We start from the raw sequence: 20,858 nt of genomic DNA, 5'->3' as shown, positions 1-20,858 counted from the left end.
CCGTGACAAATGGTATCGCGGGCGCAAGTTGACCGCGCGCCAGGGGGCCAAGCCCTTGCCAAAGCTGCCTCCGGCAGTAAACCGGCCGCCCGGGGTCATGACCCAGATCGGAGGTGGCTCGCTTGGACGTGCTGATCGAAATCGAGCGGCTGACGAAGCGCTTCGGCAGCTTCACCGCCGTGGATGACGTATCCTTCACCGTGGCACGAGGCGAGGTCGTGGGCTTTCTCGGCCCCAATGGCGCCGGCAAATCCACCACCATGCGCATGGTCGCGGGCTTCATGCAGCCGACGGCGGGCACCGCGCGCATCTGCGGCCATGACGTGCAGGACGCGGCCGTGGCCGCCCGCCGGCACCTCGGCTTCCTGCCCGAAGGGGCTCCGACCTATCCCGAGATGACGGTCGAGGGCTTCCTGTCCTTCTGCGCCGCCGTGCGCGGCTTTTCCGGCAGCGACCGGCGCCAGGTCGTCCATGACGCGATGACGGTGACGGCGCTGGAGGATGTGCGGCTGCAGCCGGTCGAAACCCTCTCCAAGGGCTTCAAGCGCCGCGTCGGCCTCGCCCAGGCGCTGCTGCACGATCCGGCGGTGCTCGTGCTGGACGAGCCGACCGATGGGCTCGACCCCAACCAGAAGCATGATGTGCGACGGTTGATCGAGATGCTGTCGCCGAAGAAGGCCATCGTGATCTCGACGCATATCCTGGAGGAAGTCGGCGCCATTTGCAGCCGGGCCATCGTCATCTCCCACGGGAAGGTGGTTGCGGATGAATCCGCCGCAGCACTGGCCGCGCGGGGGCCGAGCCTCGACCAGGTCTTCCGCGACCTGACCGTGGCCCATGCCGCGGACATGGAGCCCGCCGCATGACCGCGATGCTGGCCATCTTCCGCCGCGAGCTTGCGGCCTATTTCGCAACGCCCGTCGCCGTCGTCTTCATCGTCATCTTCCTGGTGATGTCGGGCACGCTGACCTTCACCCTCGGCGGGTTTTTCGCGCGCGGCACCGCAGATCTGCAGCCCTTCTTCTCCTTCGTGCCCTGGTTGTTCCTGTTTCTGGTGCCGGCCATCACCATGCGGCTCTGGGCCGAGGAGCGGCGCCTCGGCACCATCGAGCTGCTGCTGACCCTGCCGGTCGCGCAATGGCAGGCGGTGCTCGGCAAGTTCCTGGCGGCCTGGGCCTTCTGCGCCATCGCGCTGGCTCTGACCTTCCCGCTGGTCATCACCGTCAACGTGCTGGGCAACCCGGACAATGGCGTGATCGCGGCCGGCTACCTCGGCTGCCTGCTGGTCGCGGGCGCCTATCTCGCGGTCGGCTCGGCGGTTTCGGCGCTGACGCGCAACCAGGTCATCGCCTTCGTGCTGGCGGTCGCGGTCTGCTTCCTTTTCGCCGCGGCGGGCTCGCCCATCGTCACCGAATTCCTCTCGCTGCGGGTGCCGATGCTGGCCGAGATCGCACGCGGCCTCTCGATCAGCGATCGGCTGGGCGGGTTTTCCCGCGGGGTCGTGGGGCTGCGCGACATCGTCTTCTTCGCCGCCTTCATCGGCTTCTGGCTCTTCGCCAATGGCGTCGCGGTTGATCACAGGAAGGCCGACTGATGCCCCCGAAACCCCCTTCCCGTCGCCTTTCGCACAGCCTGCTTGGGCTCTTCGCGGCCCTCCTCCTGGCGGTGGGCGCGGTGGTACTGTCCGAGCGTTTCCTTGCGCGCGACCGGCTCGATCTGACCGAGTCGCATCTCTACACGCTGTCGGACGGCACCAAGCAGATCATCGGCGGATTGCAGGACCCGGTGACCCTGCGGCTGTTCTATTCGCGCCGCCTCGGCGCCACGATCCCGGTCTATGGCGCCTATGCCGACCGGGTGCGGGAGATGCTGGCGGAATACGTCTCCATCTCCAACGGCAAGATCCGGCTGGAAGTACTTGACCCCGAGCCCTTCTCGGAAACCGAGGACCGCGCGCTCTCGCTCGGGCTACAGGGCGTGCCGGTCGATCAGTCGGGCGAGCAGGTCTATTTCGGCCTCGCCGGCGCAAACCTGCTGGATGATGAGCGGACCATCGCCTTCTTCCAGCCGGAGCGGGAACGCTTCCTGGAATACGACCTGACGCGGCTCGTGTTCGAATTGTCGAACCCGACGCGGCCGGTGCTGGGGGTGATCTCGTCGCTGCCGCTCTCGGGCGATCCGCGCGCGGCGATGATGCGCCAGCCGGGGGCAGGCCAACCCTATGTCGCGCTGAACCAGTTCCGCCAGTTCTTCACCGTGCGCGATGTCGCCACCGACGCCACCGCGATCCCGGATGATGTGAAGGTGCTGCTGGTCGCGCATCCGCAGAACCTGCCGCTGCCGACGCAATATGCCATCGACCAGTTCGTCATGCATGGCGGCAAGGCGATGATCCTGGTCGATCCGCATTCCGATGGCCAGGCCGGGCGACCCGGCGCCAATGGCCGCCCGCCGACCGATACCGCCTCCAGCCTCGACACCCTGCTGCATGCCTGGGGCGTGGATGCGCCATCGGACAAGGTCGTGCTCGACCTGCGCGGCGCCTGGCGGGTGCGGGCCAATGCCGGCGAACGCATGCAGGCGGTGGATTACATCGCCTGGTACAACATGCAGGGCGACAGCCTCTCGCGCAGCGATGTCGCCAGCGCCGAGCTGAACCAGGTCACCGTCGCCTCCGCCGGCGAGGTCACGCGGCGGGAGGGCTCGACCGTCGAGCTTACCCCGATGCTGACAACCTCCGACCGCAGCATGCTGGTCGATGCGGCCAAGGTCAGGACCGATCCGAACCCGACGCAGTTGCTGGCCGATTTCAAGCCTGACGGCGAGCGGCGGGTGATCGCGGCCCGGGTGCGGGGCGTGCTCGCCTCCGCCTTCCCCGATGGGCCGCCGGAGGGGGCCACCGCCCCCGCCGCGGGGCATCTGGCCAGCAGCGGCACGCCGGCCAACCTGTTCGTCATGAACGACGCGGATGTGCTGGAGGACCGCTTCTGGGTCCGGGTGCAGGAGTTCTTCGGCCAGTCCCAGGCCCAGCCTTTCAGCGACAACGCCTCCTTCCTGGTGAATGTCGCCGATACGCTGGTCGGCGGGGATGCGATGATCTCGCTGCGCTCGCGCGGCGAATCCCTGCGCCCCTTCACGCTGGTCGATGACATGCGCCGGGATGCGGAGGCCCGCTTCCGCCAGACCGAGCGCGACCTGCAACAGCGGCTGGAGGCGACCCAGCGCCGCCTGCGCGAACTCCGCCAGGGCACCACGCCCGGTGGCCCCGCGGCGGGGGGCGAGCGCAACCAGGCCCAGACCATCATCACCGCCGAGCAACGCGCCGAGATCGATCGTGCGCGTGAGGAAATCCTCGGCACCCGCCAGCAGCTTCGCATCGTGCAGCTCGAACTGCGGCGGGATATCGAGGCGCTGGAGCGCAGCCTGCGCATCCTGAACATCGCCGTCGTGCCGGTGCTGCTCGTTGTGCTGGCGATCGGGCTGGCGATGTGGCGCCGGCAACGGCGCCAGGCCGCGCGGACCCTGTCCTGATGCAGCGCCGCACGCTCCTGGTCCTCGGCGGCACCGCCGCGGTGACCGGCCTTGCCGCTTTGGTGCTGACGCCGGGCGCCCCGCCGCCGCCGCCGGGCCCGACCCTGGCCTTCCCCGGCCTCGCCCCCAAGCTTGCCGGGGTGATGCGGATCGAGATCAGGCGCGGCGATTCGACGCTCGCCATCGCCCGCCTCGGCACCGATCGCTGGGTGCTGCCCGAGAAGGGCAACTACCCGGCGCGCGGCGAGAAGGTGCGCGAAATCCTGGTCGGGCTGACCGAGCTGCGCCTGACCGAGCCGCGCACCGCCAATGCCGAGCTGCTCTCGCGCCTCGGCGTCGAGGACCCGGCGGCACCGGGTGCCACCTCGCAGCTGCTGCGGCTGCTGGATGGCACCGGCGGCGTGATCGCCGAGCTGGTGCTGGGCCGTCGCCGGATGCGGACCCAGGGCGGGCTCGCGGGTGCGCAGGTGCCGGAGACGATCTACGTCCGCCGCCCCGGCGAGGCTCAGGCCTGGCTGGCCGAGGGCCGGCTGCCGGTCGATTCCGACCTGAACCTGTGGATCGACCGCGACATCGCCAACCTCACCCATGACCGGCTGCGTCGGGTGCTGACCAACCGCCCGGCGGATGGCTCGATCGAGCTGCTGCATGGCGCCGAGCCGGATAGCGCGTTGCATATTGCGATTCCCGCCAATGCCGGCCCCGCCGACGAAGGCGCGCTGGACGAGGTCGGCCGCGCCATGGAGTTCCTGACCTTCACCGATGTCCGCGCCGAGGCCGACAACAAGGGCGAGGCGGTGGGTGAGGCCGCGCTGACCTATACGGACGGGCTCGGCGTCACCGTGCGTGGGCGGCGGGATGCGGAAAACATCTGGATCACCCTCTCGGCCAGCGGCGATGACGAGGCGGCGCGGCTGAACGCGCGCTGGCGTGGCTGGGCCTATCAGGTCGGGGCGTGGAAGGAGAAGGCCTTTTTCCCACGCCTCTCCGAGCTGGTGCGCGCGCCCGAACCCGCCCCCCAGCCGGCCCCCGCCGTGCCCACCGCGCCGCGTTGAGCGACGCCCGCCCCGGGCGGGACTATCCCGCCCGGCCCCTGGTCGGCATCGGCTGCGTGGTGCTGCGTGGCGCGGATGTGCTGCTGGTCCGCCGCGGGCGTCCGCCCCGCCTCGGCGAATGGTCCATCCCCGGCGGCGCGCAGCGCCTGGGTGAGACGGCTGAGGCCGCCGCCCGTCGCGAACTGGCCGAGGAAACCGGGATCACCGCCGGCCCGCTCCACCTCGCCGCGGTGGTCGATGCCATCACGCCGGATGCGGAGGGGCGGATCCGCTTCCACTACACCATCGTCGATTTCTGCGCCCTTTGGCGGGCGGGCGAGCCATGCCCCGGCGGCGACGTGACCGAGGCGGCCTTCTTCGCCCCCGACGCGCTGCCGCCGCTATGGGACGAGGCCCTGCGCGTGATCGCAGAGGCCCGGTTTCGGCTGGGCTGACAGGGTCGGGTCAGCCCCCGGCGCAGCTGCTTTCCACGATACGGCAGAGCCGGCCGGGCAGCCGCATCTGGCAGGTGGCAATGGCCTGGGTCTCGGCATCGACGCGCTCGGCGGCGCCGGCGACGGTGCCGAAGGCCACCCGCCCCTGGTCATCGCCCAGCAGCGGCGCCTGGGCCACCGCGAGGCACTGCGCCCGCAGTTCCGCGACCAGCCGGCACGCCACCCCGCCGGAGCGGGCGATGCAGAGCGCCTCGGCTCGCCGATGCGCTGCCTCGCGGTCCAGCCGCCCGGCAGCGATGCCCCAGCCGGCGCTGGGGGCGGGCGCGAGATAGGCGACCGCCCAGCCCGGCTGCGTAAAGAGAAGCGGTTCCTCCTGGGCCAGCGACGAAGCCGACAAGAATAGGCCCGGGAGAATTAGGATGAGTTGCAAATTGCGAGGCATTTCGACGTCCATAATTGCAGCTTGCAGTTGAGGAGTGGTTCACATGTCTGTGCTGCAATGCATGGGCCGCTCACTTTACTCGCAGGACGCGAACATGCCTGACGCCGAGACCCCGCCGCCCGGCCCGCGGATCATCGCCTATGACCTCGGCCACCCGCTGCCGGCGCTGCGTCCCGCCTCCCCCCGGCGCGATTGGATGGAGGCCTCGCCCCGGCGTTTCGCCAATCGCTGCCTGCCGCTGACCATGGCCAACGCCCATGGCTGGGAGATCGTGGGCGGTGTCGGCTTCGATGCCTGGTGGAATGGCGGCGACCAGCCGCAGGACGTGGTGATCCGGCGCCACCAGCCGGAGACGTCGGGCCGCCCGCTGCCCCTCGCGCATTTCGGCGCCGGGGTGCTGACCTTTCATGTCGATGCGCTGTTCCGTACCGATCCCGGGGTCGCGCTCTGGGTCTCGGGCCCGCCCAATGCGGTACGGGACGGGATCATGCCGCTCTCGGGACTGGTCGAGACGGATTGGTCGCCGATGACCTTCACCATGAACTGGCGATTCACCCGGCCGCATGCCGTGGTCAGCTTCCGGCCCGGGGAGGCGGTCTGCTGGATGATGCCGATCGACCGCCACCGCCTGGGCGCGACCGAGCCCGAGGTGCGGCGGCTGGCCGATGACCCGGCGCTGCTGGCCGCCCATACCGCCTGGCGCCTCGGGCGGGATGCTTTCAATACCGCGCTGAAGGTGCCGGGAAGCGAGGCCGCCGCCGCCGGCTGGCAGCGCGACTACCACCACGGCCGCTGCCCCGCGAGCGGGGCGATGGCGGAGGGCCATCTGACCCGCGGCGCGGCTAGGCCCTTCCCGCTTTAGGTCCTGTGGAGTCTATGAATTGTTCAATGTGCGAGTCATCGCCGCCTATTGGCAGGCGGTCTTGTAGGGAGTCGATCGTTTGGTCTTGAACGACGAGACACAATGGGCGATCTGATGACGTATTCGAAAAGACGAATCAGAATTTATCTGGCCATTGTCCTCCTGTGGTTCCCGTGAGTGTTCGCGGAAGACAAGAATTGTTCTGAATCACAAAGTATTTCAGATAAAAATTGAAAAATGCAACCGATTTTGATCTGGCGCATTATGTGCACACCATGGACAACGCACCTTCGGGACAACCTTCCACCGTGCCAAGGAGCTTCCCCATGCAGATCCAAGTGAATACCGATGAGAGCATTGAAGGCAGCGAGGCGATGACCGCCGGCGTGGAGGCCGTGGTGACAGCGACGCTGGCGCAGTTCAGCGATCACCTGACCCGCGTAGAGGTCCACATCAGTGATGAAAACGCCGGCAAGTCCGGTCAGCGCGACAAGCGCTGCATGATGGAAGCCCGCCCGGTGCACCAGCAGCCGCTGGCCGTCACCCATGAGGCCGCGACGGTCGACGAGGCCTGCGTGGGCGCCGCGAAGAAGCTGCGCAGCTTGCTCGAAAGCCATTTCGGCAAGCTGCACGACGTGAAGGGAGCGCCTTCCATCCGTGACAACGAAAATCGCTGAGCCAAGCGGCGCCTGGATCGGCCTCTAAGCTGGCAGGCTGCCCATCGCCACCAGGCCACCTTCCGGCCGGTTGGCGAGCGTGATGTCGCCGCCATGCGCCCGGAAGATGTTGCGCGCGATCGGCAGGCCCAGCCCGACGCCGCCGGTCTCGCGATTGCGGCTGCTTTCCATGCGGCGGAAGGGCTGGAACATGGCCTCCATCTGGTCCTCCGGAATCCCGGGCCCGTCGTCTTCCACCGCGAGCCGCACCAGCCCCTTGGACGGCAGCGACAGGCGGATGCGGGCGGCCCCGCCATAGGCCATGGCATTGCCGACCAGATTGGCCAACGCGCGCTTCAGCGCCACCGGCCGAACCCGGACCGTCAGCCGCTCCGGCCCCTGGTAGTCCAGGCTATCCGCCAGTTCCGGCCGGGCATCGGCCGCCTCATCCAGCACGGTTCGGGCCAGGGCCGCGAGATCCAGCGCCACCGAAGGCTCCGTCGCCGCATCGTCGCGGGCGAAGGCGAGGGTGGCGGTGATCATCGCCTCCATCTCGTCGAGGTCGGAGAGCATCTTCCGGCGCTGCTCGTCATCTTCCATGAACTCGGCGCGCAGCCGCAGGCGGGTGATCGGGGTGCGCAAATCATGCCCGATCGCGGCCAGCAACTGGGTACGGTCGCCGACAAAGCGCCGGATGCGGCTCGCCATGGTGTTGAAGGCGCGCGCGGCCATGCCGACCTCGCGCGGGCCGTCCTCGGGCAGCGGCGGGGCGTTCACGTCGCGGCCCAGGCGCTCGGCAGCGCGGGCCAGATCGACCACCGGCCGCGTCAGCCGCCGCGTCGCCCAGAGCGCCATCAGCACCGCGGCGATGGTCATCACCGCGAAGGCGGAGAGGAAGGTCTCCGAATGCCAGGGGCGCGGCGGCGGCAGATGCACGATCATGTTGAGCCACTCGCCCTCCGGCAGGCGGAAGGCGATCAGCATCCCATCGACCTGCGGGGTCGCGGCCAGCAGCACCTCGCGCGGCCGGAAGCGCGGGGGGGCGGCCAGCATCACCTCCAGCCGAAACATCCGGACCGCGGGCAAGGGCGGGGCCGGCATCCCTGGGCGCACGATCGGGCGCGCATCCAAAGCGGCGACCAGGCCAAGGGGCAGTTCGATATCGGCGAGCACCGCCTCGCGCCGGTCCGGCGCCGCCAGCACGACGCTGCGCCAGAGCCCGAAGATGCGGGAGGAGACTTCCCGCGCCTGGCCGAGGCGCTGCAGATCGACGCGATCCAGGGCATGGATGGTCAGACCCGCCGCCTGCACCACCATCAACCCGAGCACCAGCACGAGAGCCGTCCGCCCCGCCAGACTCGCCGGCACCAGCCGGCGGGACAGCCAACTCACGAGGCCGGGCTCATGCCGCCCGATCCACAGTTGCTGCCAGGACATAGCCACCGCCGCGCACCGTCTTGATGAGGGTGGGATTGCGCCCATCATCCTCAAGCTTACGCCTGAGGCGTGACACGGCCACATCAATTGCGCGATCGAAAGGTCCGGCCTGCCGGCCGCGCAGCAGATCCATCAGCATGTCGCGCGTCAGCACCCGGTTCGGGCGCTCGACCAGCACGGTCAGCAGCTCGTATTCGCCACCCGTCAGCGGCACCTCGACGTCATCCGGGTTCAGCAGGCGGCGGCGGCCGGGTTCCAGGGTCCAGCCGGCGAAGTGGATCGCCTTGGCCGGCGGCTCCTTGGCCGAGGCGGCCTCGCCCGAGGCCCGGCGCAGCACTGCGCGGATGCGCGCCAGCAATTCGCGCGGGTTGAACGGCTTGGCGACGTAATCATCGGCGCCGAGTTCCAGGCCGACGATGCGGTCCGTCTCCTCCCCCATCGCGGTGAGCATCACGATCGGGACATCGGACTGGCTGCGCAGCCAGCGGGCCAGATCCAGCCCCGACTCGCCGGGCAGCATCAGGTCCAGCACCACGAGGTGGTAGCGGCCGAGCGGCCAGAGGCGGCGTGCCTCCCGCGCATCGCGGGCGGCGGCGATGCGAAAACCTTGGCGTTCCAGGAACTTCGAGAGGAGTTCACGGATTTCCCGGTCGTCGTCGACAATCAGGATATGCGGGGTGGTGTCCATCCCAGTTACATACACGAGCCGGGCGGCCCGCGCCGTGGAGTTGTTACAGGGCTTTGCCGCAGCCCCTGCCGTTACGCAACGTTGCTTTCCGACGACGAAGGATGCCTGTCCAACGGCGCCTGGATCACCAGATATCCTTTTACCGGCGCTAACCACCTCTCCCCCCCGGAGGCGGCGTCGGGTAGAGGCGGCGGATGGGCACTCCCCTCACCCTTCCGCCGCCTCGCCAGATCCCCGTCGCCGCGCTGCGCGACATCGCGGCCTTGAGCGCGGCCCATCCCGCTTTCGCCCTCATCCTGCCCGCGGCCGGCCCGCTCGATTGGCGCAACCGGCCCGTCGGCTTTCCCGGGCTGTTGCGGACGATCTGCGGGCAATTGATCAGCAATGCCGCGGCGAATGCGATCTGGGGCCGGGTCGCGGCGATTCCCGGCGCATTGGATCCGTTGGGGCTGCTGGCGCTGGACGAGGCGCTGCTGCGCGCGGCCGGGCTGTCGCGACCGAAAGTCTCCCATGCGCGGGCCCTTGCCGCCGCCTGCCTGGATGGACGGCTGGATTTTGCCGCCATCGCGCAAGCGCCGGATGCGGCGGCGATCGCGACGCTGGTGGCGATCCCCGGGCTCGGGCCCTGGACGGCCAGCGTCTACCTGCTGTTCGCCGAGGATCGCGCGGATATCTTCCCCGCCGGGGATGTGGCGCTGGCCGCCGGGGCTACGGATCTGCTGGGGCTGCCGGCGCGGCCCGATGCGCGGGCGCTGGCCGTGCTGGCGGCGGGCTGGGCGCCCTGGCGCGGGGTGGCGGCGCGGCTGCTCTGGCATTGGTGGCGGCATCGCAGCGGGCGCCCGACCGGAGAAGTGGCCTGAACCATGTGCCGCGTCTGGCAAGCGCCGGGGCAGCGTGACAATACGGCGGCATGCCGCCGCTCTCCCCCCGCCTCGCCCGCACCGCAGCCCCCGCCATCCCCGCCGCCCGCGCCTGGGGCATGGGCTATGACGGCGCGGCCGGGCCGGTGCTCGACCTGACCCAGGCGGTGCCGGGCTACCCGCCGCCCGATGCGCTGCTGGCACGGCTGGGCGAGGAGGCCGGGCGCGCCGCCAATGCGGGCTACGGCCCGATCGATGGCGATCCGGCGCTGCGGGAGGCCTTGGCCGCCGATATCTCCCGCGCCTATGGCGCCACGGTCACGAGCGATGACGTGGCCATCACCGCCGGCTGCAACCTCGCCTTCCATATGGTGACCTCGGTGCTGGCCGGCGACGGCGCGGCGGTGATGCTGCCGCTGCCCTGGTACTTCAACCACCGCATGGCGCTGGAGATGGCGGGCATCCCCTGCGTCCCCCTGCCCCGCCGCACCGGGGACGGCTTCCTGCCCGACCCCGACCGGGCAGCGGCGATCCTGGATGCCAATCCCCAGATCCGCGCCCTGGTGCTGGTGACGCCGGACAACCCCACCGGGGCGGTGTGCTCACCGGCGCTGATCGCGACCTTCGCGGCGCTCTGCCGCAAGCGGGGCGTCTGGCTGGTGCTGGACGAGACCTATCGCGACTTCCTCGCCCCCGGCCCCGCGCATGGGCTCTTCGCCGACCCGGAATGGCGGGAGGGCGTCGTGCATCTCTATTCCTTCTCCAAAGCCTATTGCGTGCCGGGCCAGCGGCTGGGCGCGATCCTCGGCGGCGGCGCCTTTCGCGCGGCGCTGCTGAAGTCGCTGGATACCTTGCAGATCTGTCCCAACCGCCCCGGCCAGGCGGCGCTTGCCTGGGCGGTGCCGGCGCTGGCCGAGTGGCGGGCCGGCAATGCCAGGCTGATGGCCGGGCGGGCCGCGATGTTCCGCGACGCCATGGCGGCGGTGCCGGAGTGGCGGATCGATGCCATGGGCGCCTATTTCGCCTGGACGCGGCTGCCGGATGGCGCGCCGGACGCCCTCGCCGCGGCGGAGGCCCTGGCCGCGCGGCACGGATTGCAGACCCTGCCCGGCCCCTTCTTCGGTCCGGGCAACGAACGGCATCTGCGCCTTGCCTTCGCCAATGCGGCCGAGGCGGCGCTCGCGGCGGTGCCGGGGCGTCTCGCCCGATACTGACGGGGGGCAGGAGAGGTTACCGGCACGGAATTGCGCTTTGGCCCTTCCGTTGCGCGCCATCCTCTGGTCCCATCCGCGCCGGCTGGACAAAGGAGGCTCTGATGAGCGGTGTTTCGCGACGTGTGGTGATGACCGGGGTGCTGGCAGCACCGATGCTGGCGCGCGCGCAGGCCGGAGCGCCGATCAAGATCGGCGAGGTCAATTCCTACACCTCCCAGCCCGCCTTCCTCGCGCCCTACCGCAATTCCTGGATCCTGGCCGTCGAGCAGATCAACGCCGCCGGCGGCATCAACGGCCGCCCGCTGGAGACCATCTTCCGCGACGATGGCGGCAAGCCCGAGGACGCCGTGCGCCATGCCGGCGAGCTGATCAACAATGAGAAGGTCGATCTGCTGGCCGGTGGCTTCCTGTCCAACATCGGCCTGGCGCTCGGCGATTTCGCCAACCAGAACCGCAAGCTCTACATCGCCTCCGAGCCGCTGACCGATGCCTTGGTCTGGGCGCGGGGCAATCGCTACACCTTCCGCCTGCGGCCCTCGACCTACATGCAATGCGCCATGCTGGTGGAGGAGGCGGCCAAGCTGCCCGCCAGGCGCTGGGCCATGGTCGCGCCGAACTACGAATACGGCCAGTCCTCGGTGCGCTGGTTCAAGGAGCTGCTGACCCGCGCCAAGCCCGATGTGGAATTCGTCGCGGAGCAGTTCCCCGCCCTCGGCCGCATCGATGCAGGTGCGACGGTGCAGGCGCTGGCGGGCGCGCGGCCGGAGGCGATCTTCAACGTCACCTTCGGCGCCGACCTCACCAACTTCGTCCGCCAGGGCAATACCCGTGGGCTGTTCGAGCACCGCAGCGTCGTCTCGGTGCTGACCGGCGAGCCGGAATACCTGGAGCCCCTGGGCGATGAGGCGCCGGAGGGCTGGATCGTCACCGGCTACCCCTGGGAGCAGATCGACAACCCCACCCACACCGCCTTCCGCGCCGCCTACAAGGCGCGGTGGAATGCCGATCCCAAGCTCGGCTCGGTGGTGGCGCGGGATACGGTGACGGCGATCGCGGCCGCGCTGCGCAAGACCAGCGCGATCGAGACCGAGGCGCTGATCGCGACCTTCCGCGGCCTGACCTTCCCGACCAGCTTCGGCACCGGCGATGTCACCTTCCGCGCGATCGACCATCAGTCCACGCTGGGCGCCTTCGTCGGCAAGACCGCGCTGCGCAATGGCCGCGGCACCATGACCGATTGGCGCTACGCCGATGGCGCCAAGTATTTCCCCACCGACGAGGTGGTGCGGACGCTGCGGACGGCGCCCGTCTGACCGGCCCTCTCTGAACTGATGGATGATCTTGTCGTCCAGGCGCTGAGCGGGCTGGCCTCGGCCTCCTCGCTCTTCCTGGTCGCCTCCGGGCTGACGGTGATCTTCGGCGTCACCCGGGTCGTCAACTTCGCCCATGGCAGCCTGTACATGCTGGGCGCCTATGTCGCCTGGAGCCTGGTGACCCACGGCGTCTTCGCCTTCGCCGGGCCGTTCTGGCAGTTCTGGGGCGGCATACTGGGTGCCGCGGTGGTGACCGCCGCGATCGGCGCGGTGATCGAGGTGCTGCTGCTGCGGCGCATCTACCGCGCGCCGGAACTGTTCCAGTTGCTGGCGACCTTCGGCGTGGTGCTGGTGGTGCAGGATGTCGCGCTCTGGGCCTGGGGCGCGCAGGATCTGCTGGGGCCACGGGCACCGATGCTGCGCGGGGCGGTGCGTATCCTGGGGCTGCGGTTTCCGCTGTACGAACTGTTCCTCATCGCCGTCGGGCCGCTGGTGCTGGCGGGGCTGTGGCTGCTGTTCCATCGCACCCGCTTCGGCGTGCTGGTGCGGGCGGCGACCGCGGATCGCGAGATGGTCGCGGCCCTCGGGGTGAACCAGGCGCTGCTCTTCACCGGGGTCTTCGCCCTCGGCGCCGGGCTCGCGGGGCTGGGTGGGGCGCTGCAATTGCCGCGCGAAAGCGTGAACCTGCACATGGACCTCTCCACCATCACCGAGGCCTTCGTGGTCGTGGTGGTGGGGGGGCTCGGTTCGCTGACGGGCGCGTTCCTGGCGGCGCTGCTGATCGGCGAGCTATCGGCCTTCGGCATCCTCATCCTGCCCAAGATCACGCTGGTGCTGGTCTTCCTGGTGATGGCGGTGGTGCTGGTGGTGCGGCCCTATGGGCTGCTCGGGCGGGCGCCCCAAGGTCTGCATGCCAGCTCCGGCCCCCCCGATCCGCTGCTGCTGCCGGCGCCGAGGGCGCTGCGGCAGTTGGGCGCGGTGGTGCTGGCGCTGCTGGTCGGCTCGGCCTGGGTGCTGCCGGATTACGAATTGTCGGTGCTGACCGAAATCCTGGTCGCGCTGCTCTTCGCCGCCTCGCTGCATTTCATCATGGGGCCGGGGGGGCTCGCGAGCTTTGGCCATGCCGCCTATTTCGGCGCCGGCGCCTATGCCGCCGCGCTGCTGGTGCAGCATGCGGCCGCGCCGATGTGGGCGGGGATGCTGCTGGCCCCCTTCGCGGCCGGGCTGCTCGGGCTGGTGTTCGGCTGGTTCTGCGTGCGGCTCTCGGGCGTTTACGCGGCGATGCTGACCCTGGCCTTCGCGCAGATCGCCTGGAGCACCGCCTTCCAATGGGTCGAGGTCACCGGCGGCGACAATGGCATCCTCGGCGTCTGGCCGGATGCCTGGGCGCAGCCCAAGCCGGTGTTCTATCTGCTGGCGCTGGTGCTCTGCGTGGGGGGGGCGATGCTGTTGCGGCGGATCGTCTGGGCGCCCTTCGGCGCGGCGCTGCGGGCGGGCCGCGACAGCCCGCTCAGGGCCGAGGCGATCGGCATCGACACCTTTCGCACCCGCTGGATGGCCTTCGCGATCTCGGCGGCCTTCGCGGGCGTCGCGGGCTCGGTCTTCGCCTATGCCAAGGGCAGCGTGTTCCCGACCTACCTTGGCATCTCGCGCAGCGTGGATGCGCTGCTGATGGTGCTGCTCGGCGGCGTGCAGACGCTGTCCGGGCCGCTGCTGGGCGCGGTGGCGCTGACCGGGCTGCAGGAACAGCTCATGCGCGGGACCGATCACTGGCGGTTGCTGCTGGGCGCGACGATCATCCTGCTCGTGGTCTTCTTCCCGCAAGGGCTGGCCGGCGCCGCGCGCGCCGCCTGGGAGAAGCGGGCGTGACCGTGCTCGCGGTCGAACACCTCGCCAAATCCTGGGGCGGCGTGCAGGCGGTGGCGGGGGTGTCGTTCAGCCTGGCGGCGGGCGAGGTGCTGGCGCTGATCGGGCCGAATGGCGCCGGGAAATCCACCTGCTTCAACATGCTGAACGGCCAGGTGCGGCCGGATTCGGGGCGCGTCCTGCTGGCGGGGCGGGACATCACGGGCATGGCGCCGCGCCACGTCTTCCGGCTCGGCGTCGGGCGCACCTTCCAGATCACCGCGACCTTCGGCGCCATGAGCGTGCGGGAGAATGTGCAGGTGGCGCTGCTGTCCCAGGCGCGCGGGCTCGGCGGGCTGTGGCGGCCGATGGCGGGGCAGAAGGCAGCCGAGGCCGAGGCGCTGCTCGACCGCGTCGGCATGCTGGAACAGGCGGCGCGCCCCTGCGGCGTGCTCGCCTATGGCGACCTCAAGCGCGTGGAGCTGGCCGTCGCCTTGGCCAATACCCCCCGGCTGCTGCTGATGGACGAACCCACCGCCGGCATGGCGCCCGCCGAGCGCATCGCGCTGATGGCGCTGACCGCGCGGCTGGCCAAGGAGGGCGGCATTGGCGTGCTCTTCACCGAACACGACATGGATGTCGTCTTCGCCCATGCCGACCGCATCATCGTGCTGGATCGCGGCCAGTTGATCGCCGAGGGCGCGCCGCAGGAGGTCCGCGCCGATCCACGGGTGCGGGAGGTCTATCTCGGCACCGGCGCCACGGCGGGGGGGCATTGATGCTGGAGGTCTCGGGCCTCTCCGCGCATTATGGCCGCGCGCATATCCTGGAGGATGTCGGCTTCTCGGTCGCGGCCGGGGAGGTCGCGGTGCTGCTCGGCCGCAATGGCGCGGGCAAGAGCACGACCATGAAGACCATCATGGGGCTGGTGCGCCCGAGCGCCGGCCGCGTCACCTTCCTCGGCCAGGATTTGGCCGGCGCCCCCCCCTATGCCATCGCCCGCGCCGGCATCGGCTACGTGCCCGAGGAGCGCCGGATATTCGCGGATCTGACGGTGGATGAGAACCTTGCCGTCGGCCGCCGCGCGGCGCCGGCGGGGATGCAGCCCTGGACGCCCGAGCGGCTGTTCGCGCTCTTCCCCAACCTCGCCGCCATGCGCAAGCGCCCGGGCGGCCGCATGAGCGGCGGTGAACAGCAGATGCTGACCATCGCCCGCACCCTGATGGGCAATCCGAAGCTGCTGCTGCTGGACGAACCCTCCGAAGGCCTGGCGCCGGTGATCGTGGAACGCATGGCGGCGGCGATCGGGGCGATCAAGGCCGGCGGGCTGTCGATCCTGCTGGCCGAACAGAATCTGCATTTCGCCGGGCTGGTCGCGGATCGCGCCGTGGTGATCGAGACGGGGCGGGTGCGCTGGACCGGGAGCATGGCGGCGCTGGATGCGGCGGATGAGGTGCGGCAGCGCTATCTGAGCCTGTAGCCGGCCCCGGTCGCGACCTGCTGCCCCTGGCAGCGCAGCAGCGCGCCAAGGATCAGGCCACGGCCGCGCAGGGTTTCGGCTTCGGCGAGGCCCTGGGCCAAGGCATCGGCGACCAGGGCTTCCGGCAGCGGCCCGACCGCAACCGTCACCAGCCGCGCGCCAAGATCGCTGTCTGGATCAAGCATCTCGGCGGCCTCGCGCTGGATCGCGGGGTGCTCCGCATCCACCGCATTGGCGATCATGGTCGCGGCCGCATCCGCGGCCGCCGCATTCCCCGCGAGCACCGTCACCGCATCGGCGATGCCAAGAGAAAAACTTCGCCCCGGCCAGCCGCTGGTGGCGATGCCGCGCACCGGATCGGCCGCGACGATGACCGCCTGCCCGTCCACCGCAAGCTCCGGCACCAGCCCCACGCGAAAGACTTCGCCGGGCGCGAGGTGCAGCGCGATGTCGCCGCCATTGTTCACCCAGGCCCGGCGCAGCCCGGGTGCGGCCGTGACCATCGCCGCCAGGATATGATCCGCGACCGCCCCGGCCACCGCCGCCATCGGCGTGATGAAGGCTTCCGCATGCGGCAGGCACGCGGCCACCATCCGCAGCGCCACCGGATGGGTCAGCGCCACCGTCCCGACCGGCGCGCGCAGCCCCGGCAGTTCGGCCGCCAACCCGGCCAGCAGCCCTCGGAATGCGGCCGCCGCCGCCGGCAGGGCGCGGTCGTCGCCATGGGCCGCGATGATCAGGTCGATCGGACCGTCTTGCAGATGCAGTCGTCCATCCGGCAACAGCGCCGCTGTCACGGCGCATCCGGCCAGGGGTTGGTGTTGGTACGCGCGCGGCGGGCAGAGCCGCCGTAATTCGCGATCACCCGCTCGATCGGCACCACCTGATCATCATGCCCGCCGAGGGCCACAAAGACCTCGCGCCGCATGGTGAATTCGATGGGCGCCACCAGCGCCGGCGTCGGCACCGAGCCGAAGGCGTCGGTCGGCAACCGCATCACATCGACCATCAGCGTGATCCCGCCCCCCGGCCAGAGCATGCAGGGCGCGCCCCCCATGGTCACGCGCACCGCCTCCTCCTGCACCTGACGCGTCAGCAGCACGGGGTTGCTGGTGACCCCGGCGCGCAGCGAGCCGCCGGCGCCGGCCATGAACAGGATGGAGGTCAGCGCCGGTTCGCAATTCTCCCCGATCCGATCGACCACCTGGCGCACCATGGCCGGCATCGGCGCAGGAACCGGGCGCAACGCCTCGTCCAACTCGACCCAGAGCGCGTCCTCCCCCGTCGTGCTTGTCAGCAACAAACGCAGCCCCGGCCAGGCCAAGGCAGGATCGATGCTCTCGATCACCGAGAGCGGATCGGTGATGGCGGTGCCACCCCAGCCCACGCCGGGCTCGGCGACCTGGAAATAGCGCCCCGGCGTCGAGCGCCGCCCGCGCACGCGGATGCCGGCCGGGCGCATGCCGAGCGTCTTGCCCGCCTGGTGTTCCGAAAGCACACCCGTGATGTGGTCGTCGAGCACGATGACCTCATCGGCATGGCCGAACCATTGCTGGGCGAAGATGCCGATGGTGGCGCTGCCGCAGCCGACGCGCATCCGGGTCTCGGCGACGCCGTTCACGATCGGTGCAGTCCCGGCCTGCAAGATCACGCGGGAGCCGCCGTCGATCTCGACCTCGACCGCACCGCGGTTGCACAGGGTCAACATGCTGCGACAGGTCACTGCCCCTTCGCGCTTGGAGCCACCCGTCAGATGCCGCACCCCGCCAAGCGAGAGCATCTGGCTGCCGTATTCGGCGGTGGTGACATGGCCGATCTGCTCGCCATCGACGCGCACCGCCGCGGTCTCGTGGCCGAGGTGGCGGTCGGTATCCAGCTTCACCTTCAGCCCGCAATACGAAAAGATGCCCTCGGTGACGACGGTGACCGTGTCCACCCCGGCGTGCCGGCTGCCGACGATGAAGGGCGCGGGCTTGTAGTCGGGATAGGTGGTGCCGGCGCCGATCGCGGTCACGAAGGTATCCGCGGGGCGCAGCGCCGAACCATCCCAGTCGTCAGTGTCGAGGAAGGGCACGACGGCGCCCCCGGCCTCGGCCGTGCGCTCGATCAGCACGAGCGGATCGGTCCGCACCAATTCGCCGTCGCGGTTCGCATAGCGCTGGCAGGCCCCGGCACGACCCGGCCGGATGCGGCAGAGCACCGGGCAGGCATCGCAGCGGACGATGCCATCGGCCTCGCGGGCGCCGAACTGGGTGGTGCGGTCAGCCATGGAGTGCTGCCAGGACACGATGCGGCAAGGCAGGCACGCGGCGGATCACCACCCCCGTCGCATCGCGGATCGCGGAGAGGATCGCCGGTGCCGTCGCCACCAGCGCCGGCTCGCCGACGCCCTTGGCGCCATAGGGGCCGAGCGGTTCCGGCGTCTCGATCAGGATGGTCGTGATCGGCGGCACATCGCCCATCGAGGGGATGAGGTAGTCGTGCAGATTTTCGGTGCGTCCCGGCAAGAATTCCTCCATCAGCGCGAGCCCGATCCCCTGGGCAATGCCGCCATGGATCTGGCCCTCGACCAAGGTCGGGTTCACCGCGCGGCCGACGTCATGCGCGGCCACGATGTGCCGCAGATGCACGGTGCCGAGGTCGGTATCCACATCCAGCACCGCCATCTGCGCGGCGAAACCGTAGCAGGCATAGGGCACCCCCTGACCATCCGCATCCAGGGCCACGGTCGGCGGGTCGAACCGCCCCTCGCCCGCCAGGGTCAGGCCGCGCAGGTCGAGGGCGGTGGCATCGGCCCAGAGCGTCGCGCCATCGAGGCGCAGCCGCGCCTCCGGCCCGGCATTGGTCAGGCGCAGGATCTTTGCCCGCAGATCCAGCGCGGCTTCCATGGCGGCACGGCCACTCACAAAGGTCTGGCGGCTGGCGCTGGTCTTGCCGGCATCCGGCGTCAGCGCGGTGTCGCCGATGACGAAGCGCAGATCGGTGACCGGCAGCCCCAGCGCATCGGCGGCGATCTGCGCCAGCACCGTGGTGCTGCCCTGGCCGATGTCCACCGCGCCATTGCGGAACAGCAGCCCCGCGGCCGAAAGCTCGATCCGCATGGTCGAGGGGTTGGACATGCCGGTATTGCCGATGCCGTACCACATGCAGGCGATCCCGACCCCGCGCCGCAAGGCACCGCGATCGCCAAGGCTCGCCGCCTCCGCCCGCGCCGCCAGCCAATGCGGCCGCAGCGCATCGAGGCATTCCACCAGCCCGACCGATGGCCCCAGCACCTGGCCCGAGGCGATGGTATCGCCGGGGCGCAGCGCGTTGCGGGCGCGGAACTCCAGCCGGTCGAGCCCGGCGGCATCGGCAAGCTGGTCCCACAGCGCCTCCTGCGCGATCGCCGCCTGGGGCACGCCAAACCCCCGGAACGCGCCGGCGGGGGGGTGGTTGGTCAGCACCGCCCGCGCCCGGGCGCGCACATGCGGCACGCGATACGGCCCCATGGCATGCACCGGCACCCGCCCCGCGACGGTCGGCCCCCAGGAGGAATAGGCGCCGGTCTCGTAGATGCCATCGAAATGAAAGGCGGTGAGGCGCCCCTCCGCGTCGCAGCCGGCGCTGGCCGTGATCCGCGCCGGGTGGCGCTTGGTGCTGGAGGCCATGCTCTCGCCACGCGGGAAGACGCAGGCGACCGGCCGGTTGAGCCGCCAGGCCGCCACCGCGATCATGGGTTGCAGCGACACGTCCAGCTTGCCGCCAAAGCCGCCGCCACAGGCGGAAGGGATGATCCGCACCTGCGCCAGCGGCAGGCCGAGGACGCGGGCGACCTCATCGCGATCCATCCCCGGCGCCTGGGTGCAGGCGGTGACCTCGATGCTGTCGCCGACGCGGCGGGCGAAGCCGGCCTCGGGTTCGATATAGGCGTGCTCGACGAAGCCGGTTTCCCACGCGCCCGCGGCCTGATGCGTGCCGGAGAGGGCGGCCTCGCCGCAGACCATGCGCCCTTCGGACAGGACATTGTCGGGCCAGCGTTCGTGCAGCGGCGGGCCGGCCAGTGCTGCGACGGGATCGGTCTGGGGCGGCAAGACCTCCCAGGTGATGGGCAGCCCGTCCAGCTCCGCGACCGCCGCCCGCGATCCGACCAGGGCGCAGACGACATCGCCGCGATAGCGCACCAGCCCCTCGGCGAACACCGCCTGGTCCTTCATGTCGGGGTAAATGCCGAAGCCGTTCTCGCCCGGCACATCCGCCGCCGTCAGCACCGCGACCAGCCCGGGCCGCGCCGCCTGGAACGCCGCCAGATCGCCAAAGGTGAAGCGCGCATGCGCATGCGGCGAGCGCACGGCCCGCAGCCAGAGCGTATCCACAGGGAAGGCATCGGCGCCGTAGCGCTCGGTGCCGTCCAGCTTTTCGCGCCCATCCAGCCGCGGCAGGCGGGCGCCCACGGCGGCACCGGGCTCGGGGGGCGGCGCGGCGCGCATGTCACGGAATCGGGGCGCGTCCCTCACCGCCTCGATGATCTTGAGGTAGCCGGTGCAGCGGCAGAGCACCCCGCCGAGTGCGGCCTCCACCATTGCCGCATCGGGGGTGGGCTCCCGCGCCAGCAGCTCACGGGCGGCCATCAGCATCCCCGGCGTGCAGATCCCGCATTGCGCGGCCCCATGGTGGTGGAAGGCGCGTTGCAACGCAGCCCCCAGCGGATCCGCGGCGAGCCCCTCCACCGTCATCACCTCGCTCCCCTCGGCCTGGCCCAGCGGCACCAGGCAGGCGCAGGCCTGGGCGCCATCCAGCAGCACGGTGCAGGCGCCGCAATCGCCGGCATCGCACCCCACCTTGGTGCCGGTCAGGCCGAGGTGGTGGCGCAGGGCCTCGCTCAGCCGGGTCTGGGGCGGGGCGAGCACCAAGGCGCCGATGCCATTCACGGTCAGGCTGACCGGCGGGTGAACCACCGCGGTCATGCTGCCCTACCGTTCAGATGCTGCTTCTGCAGTGCCTGACGCCGTGATCCTGGCATGCCAGGATCACGGCGCGGCGGCGGTGTCGGGATGGTTTT

Annotated in this window: 19 protein-coding genes; 13 read left to right on the top strand and 6 right to left on the bottom strand. The window is 70.4% G+C overall.

The window, feature by feature from the left end; genetic code table 11:
* Nucleotides 1–113 precede the first annotated feature (113 nt).
* Genes C8P66_RS03230 through C8P66_RS03210 form a run of 5 tightly spaced genes read left to right on the top strand, consistent with a single transcriptional unit; the run spans nucleotide 114 to nucleotide 5,020 of the window.
* Complete coding sequence (locus tag C8P66_RS03230; RefSeq protein ID WP_245903180.1) at nucleotides 114–866, top strand: ABC transporter ATP-binding protein; 753 nt, start codon at nucleotides 114–116, stop codon at nucleotides 864–866.
* Nucleotides 863–1,594 carry an ABC transporter permease subunit gene (locus C8P66_RS03225; protein WP_111396716.1) on the top strand — a complete coding sequence of 244 codons (732 nt, stop codon included), beginning with the start codon at nucleotides 863–865 and terminating at the stop codon, nucleotides 1,592–1,594. The genes C8P66_RS03230 and C8P66_RS03225 overlap by 4 nt, the downstream gene beginning before the upstream one ends.
* On the top strand, nucleotides 1,594–3,531 hold the full coding sequence (locus C8P66_RS03220; RefSeq protein WP_111396715.1) for a Gldg family protein: 1,938 nt from the start codon (nucleotides 1,594–1,596) through the stop codon (nucleotides 3,529–3,531). The genes C8P66_RS03225 and C8P66_RS03220 overlap by 1 nt, the downstream gene beginning before the upstream one ends.
* A complete protein-coding gene (locus C8P66_RS03215) occupies nucleotides 3,531–4,586 on the top strand; it encodes a DUF4340 domain-containing protein (protein WP_111396907.1) in 1,056 nt (351 codons plus the stop codon). Before C8P66_RS03220 ends, C8P66_RS03215 begins: the two co-directional genes overlap by 1 nt.
* The gene (locus C8P66_RS03210) at nucleotides 4,583–5,020 is read left to right on the top strand and encodes an NUDIX hydrolase (RefSeq protein WP_111396714.1); all 438 of its coding nucleotides are present in this window, start codon (nucleotides 4,583–4,585) and stop codon (nucleotides 5,018–5,020) included. The genes C8P66_RS03215 and C8P66_RS03210 overlap by 4 nt, the downstream gene beginning before the upstream one ends.
* 10 nt (nucleotides 5,021–5,030) lie before the next feature.
* Here C8P66_RS03210 and C8P66_RS03205 read toward each other — a convergent pair whose 3' ends face one another.
* On the bottom strand, nucleotides 5,031–5,417 hold the full coding sequence (locus C8P66_RS03205; RefSeq protein WP_158537075.1) for a DUF4189 domain-containing protein: 387 nt from the start codon (nucleotides 5,415–5,417) through the stop codon (nucleotides 5,031–5,033).
* Between the two features lie 139 nt (nucleotides 5,418–5,556).
* Between C8P66_RS03205 and C8P66_RS03200 the strand changes: the two genes are divergently transcribed.
* Both C8P66_RS03200 and C8P66_RS03195 read left to right on the top strand, forming a co-directional pair.
* The gene (locus tag C8P66_RS03200) at nucleotides 5,557–6,324 is read left to right on the top strand and encodes a DUF6065 family protein (protein ID WP_111396906.1); all 768 of its coding nucleotides are present in this window, start codon (nucleotides 5,557–5,559) and stop codon (nucleotides 6,322–6,324) included.
* A gap of 326 nt (nucleotides 6,325–6,650) precedes the next feature.
* On the top strand, nucleotides 6,651–7,001 hold the full coding sequence (locus tag C8P66_RS03195) for an HPF/RaiA family ribosome-associated protein (RefSeq protein ID WP_111396712.1): 351 nt from the start codon (nucleotides 6,651–6,653) through the stop codon (nucleotides 6,999–7,001).
* A 24-nt stretch (nucleotides 7,002–7,025) separates the two neighbouring features.
* Here the strand turns inward: C8P66_RS03195 and C8P66_RS03190 are convergent, their stop codons facing one another.
* Entirely contained in the window at nucleotides 7,026–8,417 is a 1,392-nt protein-coding gene (locus C8P66_RS03190) for an ATP-binding protein (RefSeq protein WP_111396711.1), read from the bottom strand.
* Complete coding sequence (locus tag C8P66_RS03185) at nucleotides 8,383–9,105, bottom strand: response regulator (RefSeq protein WP_111396710.1); 723 nt, start codon at nucleotides 9,103–9,105, stop codon at nucleotides 8,383–8,385. The genes C8P66_RS03190 and C8P66_RS03185 overlap by 35 nt, the downstream gene beginning before the upstream one ends.
* 194 nt (nucleotides 9,106–9,299) lie before the next feature.
* Here C8P66_RS03185 and C8P66_RS03180 point away from each other — a divergent pair, with 194 nt between their 5' ends.
* The 6 genes from C8P66_RS03180 (at nucleotide 9,300) to C8P66_RS03155 (ending at nucleotide 15,817) form a co-directional block, all read left to right on the top strand.
* On the top strand, nucleotides 9,300–9,965 hold the full coding sequence (locus C8P66_RS03180) for a DNA-3-methyladenine glycosylase family protein (RefSeq protein WP_111396709.1): 666 nt from the start codon (nucleotides 9,300–9,302) through the stop codon (nucleotides 9,963–9,965).
* Nucleotides 9,966–10,015: 50 nt separating this feature from the next.
* Nucleotides 10,016–11,179 carry an aminotransferase gene (locus C8P66_RS03175; RefSeq protein WP_111396708.1) on the top strand — a complete coding sequence of 388 codons (1,164 nt, stop codon included), beginning with the start codon at nucleotides 10,016–10,018 and terminating at the stop codon, nucleotides 11,177–11,179.
* A 101-nt stretch (nucleotides 11,180–11,280) separates the two neighbouring features.
* Entirely contained in the window at nucleotides 11,281–12,492 is a 1,212-nt protein-coding gene (locus tag C8P66_RS03170; RefSeq protein ID WP_111396707.1) for an ABC transporter substrate-binding protein, read from the top strand.
* 18 nt (nucleotides 12,493–12,510) lie between these two features.
* Nucleotides 12,511–14,361, top strand: a complete 1,851-nt coding sequence (locus tag C8P66_RS03165) for an ABC transporter permease (RefSeq protein ID WP_111396706.1) — start codon at nucleotides 12,511–12,513, stop codon at nucleotides 14,359–14,361.
* Entirely contained in the window at nucleotides 14,358–15,116 is a 759-nt protein-coding gene (locus C8P66_RS03160) for an ABC transporter ATP-binding protein (RefSeq protein WP_111396705.1), read from the top strand. Before C8P66_RS03165 ends, C8P66_RS03160 begins: the two co-directional genes overlap by 4 nt.
* The gene (locus C8P66_RS03155) at nucleotides 15,116–15,817 is read left to right on the top strand and encodes an ABC transporter ATP-binding protein (protein ID WP_111396704.1); all 702 of its coding nucleotides are present in this window, start codon (nucleotides 15,116–15,118) and stop codon (nucleotides 15,815–15,817) included. Before C8P66_RS03160 ends, C8P66_RS03155 begins: the two co-directional genes overlap by 1 nt.
* On the opposite strand, the gene C8P66_RS03150 is transcribed toward C8P66_RS03155, so the two are convergent.
* Genes C8P66_RS03150 through C8P66_RS03140 form a run of 3 tightly spaced genes read right to left on the bottom strand, consistent with a single transcriptional unit; the run spans nucleotide 15,802 to nucleotide 20,763 of the window.
* Nucleotides 15,802–16,614, bottom strand: coding sequence for a UPF0280 family protein (locus C8P66_RS03150; RefSeq protein WP_111396703.1), 813 nt, complete (start codon nucleotides 16,612–16,614; stop codon nucleotides 15,802–15,804). The two genes, C8P66_RS03155 and C8P66_RS03150, sit on opposite strands and share 16 nt — an antisense overlap.
* On the bottom strand, nucleotides 16,611–18,086 hold the full coding sequence (locus tag C8P66_RS03145) for a 6-hydroxynicotinate reductase (protein WP_111396702.1): 1,476 nt from the start codon (nucleotides 18,084–18,086) through the stop codon (nucleotides 16,611–16,613). Before C8P66_RS03145 ends, C8P66_RS03150 begins: the two co-directional genes overlap by 4 nt.
* A complete protein-coding gene (locus C8P66_RS03140) occupies nucleotides 18,079–20,763 on the bottom strand; it encodes a molybdopterin-dependent oxidoreductase (protein WP_111396701.1) in 2,685 nt (894 codons plus the stop codon). Before C8P66_RS03140 ends, C8P66_RS03145 begins: the two co-directional genes overlap by 8 nt.
* Nucleotides 20,764–20,858: the final 95 nt, after the last annotated feature.

It is taken from the genome of Humitalea rosea (genome assembly GCF_003253705.1).
GTDB classification, from domain to species: Bacteria; Pseudomonadota; Alphaproteobacteria; order Acetobacterales; family Acetobacteraceae; genus Humitalea; species Humitalea rosea.
The sequence above is the reverse complement of the archived record's forward strand: the minus strand, read 5'-3'. Positions and strand labels throughout refer to the sequence as shown.

Coding starts and splice junctions, on each gene's coding strand:
- C8P66_RS03225 (WP_111396716.1), top strand. CDS start 863: ATGACCGCGATGCTGGCCATCTTCCGCCGCGAGCTTGCGGCCTATTTC.
- C8P66_RS03155 (WP_111396704.1), top strand. CDS start 15,116: ATGCTGGAGGTCTCGGGCCTCTCCGCGCATTATGGCCGCGCGCATATC.
- C8P66_RS03175 (WP_111396708.1), top strand. CDS start 10,016: ATGCCGCCGCTCTCCCCCCGCCTCGCCCGCACCGCAGCCCCCGCCATC.
- C8P66_RS03220 (WP_111396715.1), top strand. CDS start 1,594: ATGCCCCCGAAACCCCCTTCCCGTCGCCTTTCGCACAGCCTGCTTGGG.
- C8P66_RS03190 (WP_111396711.1), bottom strand. CDS start 8,417: ATGTCCTGGCAGCAACTGTGGATCGGGCGGCATGAGCCCGGCCTCGTG.
- C8P66_RS03185 (WP_111396710.1), bottom strand. CDS start 9,105: ATGGACACCACCCCGCATATCCTGATTGTCGACGACGACCGGGAAATC.
- C8P66_RS03215 (WP_111396907.1), top strand. CDS start 3,531: ATGCAGCGCCGCACGCTCCTGGTCCTCGGCGGCACCGCCGCGGTGACC.
- C8P66_RS03195 (WP_111396712.1), top strand. CDS start 6,651: ATGCAGATCCAAGTGAATACCGATGAGAGCATTGAAGGCAGCGAGGCG.
- C8P66_RS03200 (WP_111396906.1), top strand. CDS start 5,557: ATGCCTGACGCCGAGACCCCGCCGCCCGGCCCGCGGATCATCGCCTAT.
- C8P66_RS03145 (WP_111396702.1), bottom strand. CDS start 18,086: ATGGCTGACCGCACCACCCAGTTCGGCGCCCGCGAGGCCGATGGCATC.
- C8P66_RS03180 (WP_111396709.1), top strand. CDS start 9,300: ATGGGCACTCCCCTCACCCTTCCGCCGCCTCGCCAGATCCCCGTCGCC.
- C8P66_RS03140 (WP_111396701.1), bottom strand. CDS start 20,763: ATGACCGCGGTGGTTCACCCGCCGGTCAGCCTGACCGTGAATGGCATC.
- C8P66_RS03170 (WP_111396707.1), top strand. CDS start 11,281: ATGAGCGGTGTTTCGCGACGTGTGGTGATGACCGGGGTGCTGGCAGCA.
- C8P66_RS03165 (WP_111396706.1), top strand. CDS start 12,511: ATGGATGATCTTGTCGTCCAGGCGCTGAGCGGGCTGGCCTCGGCCTCC.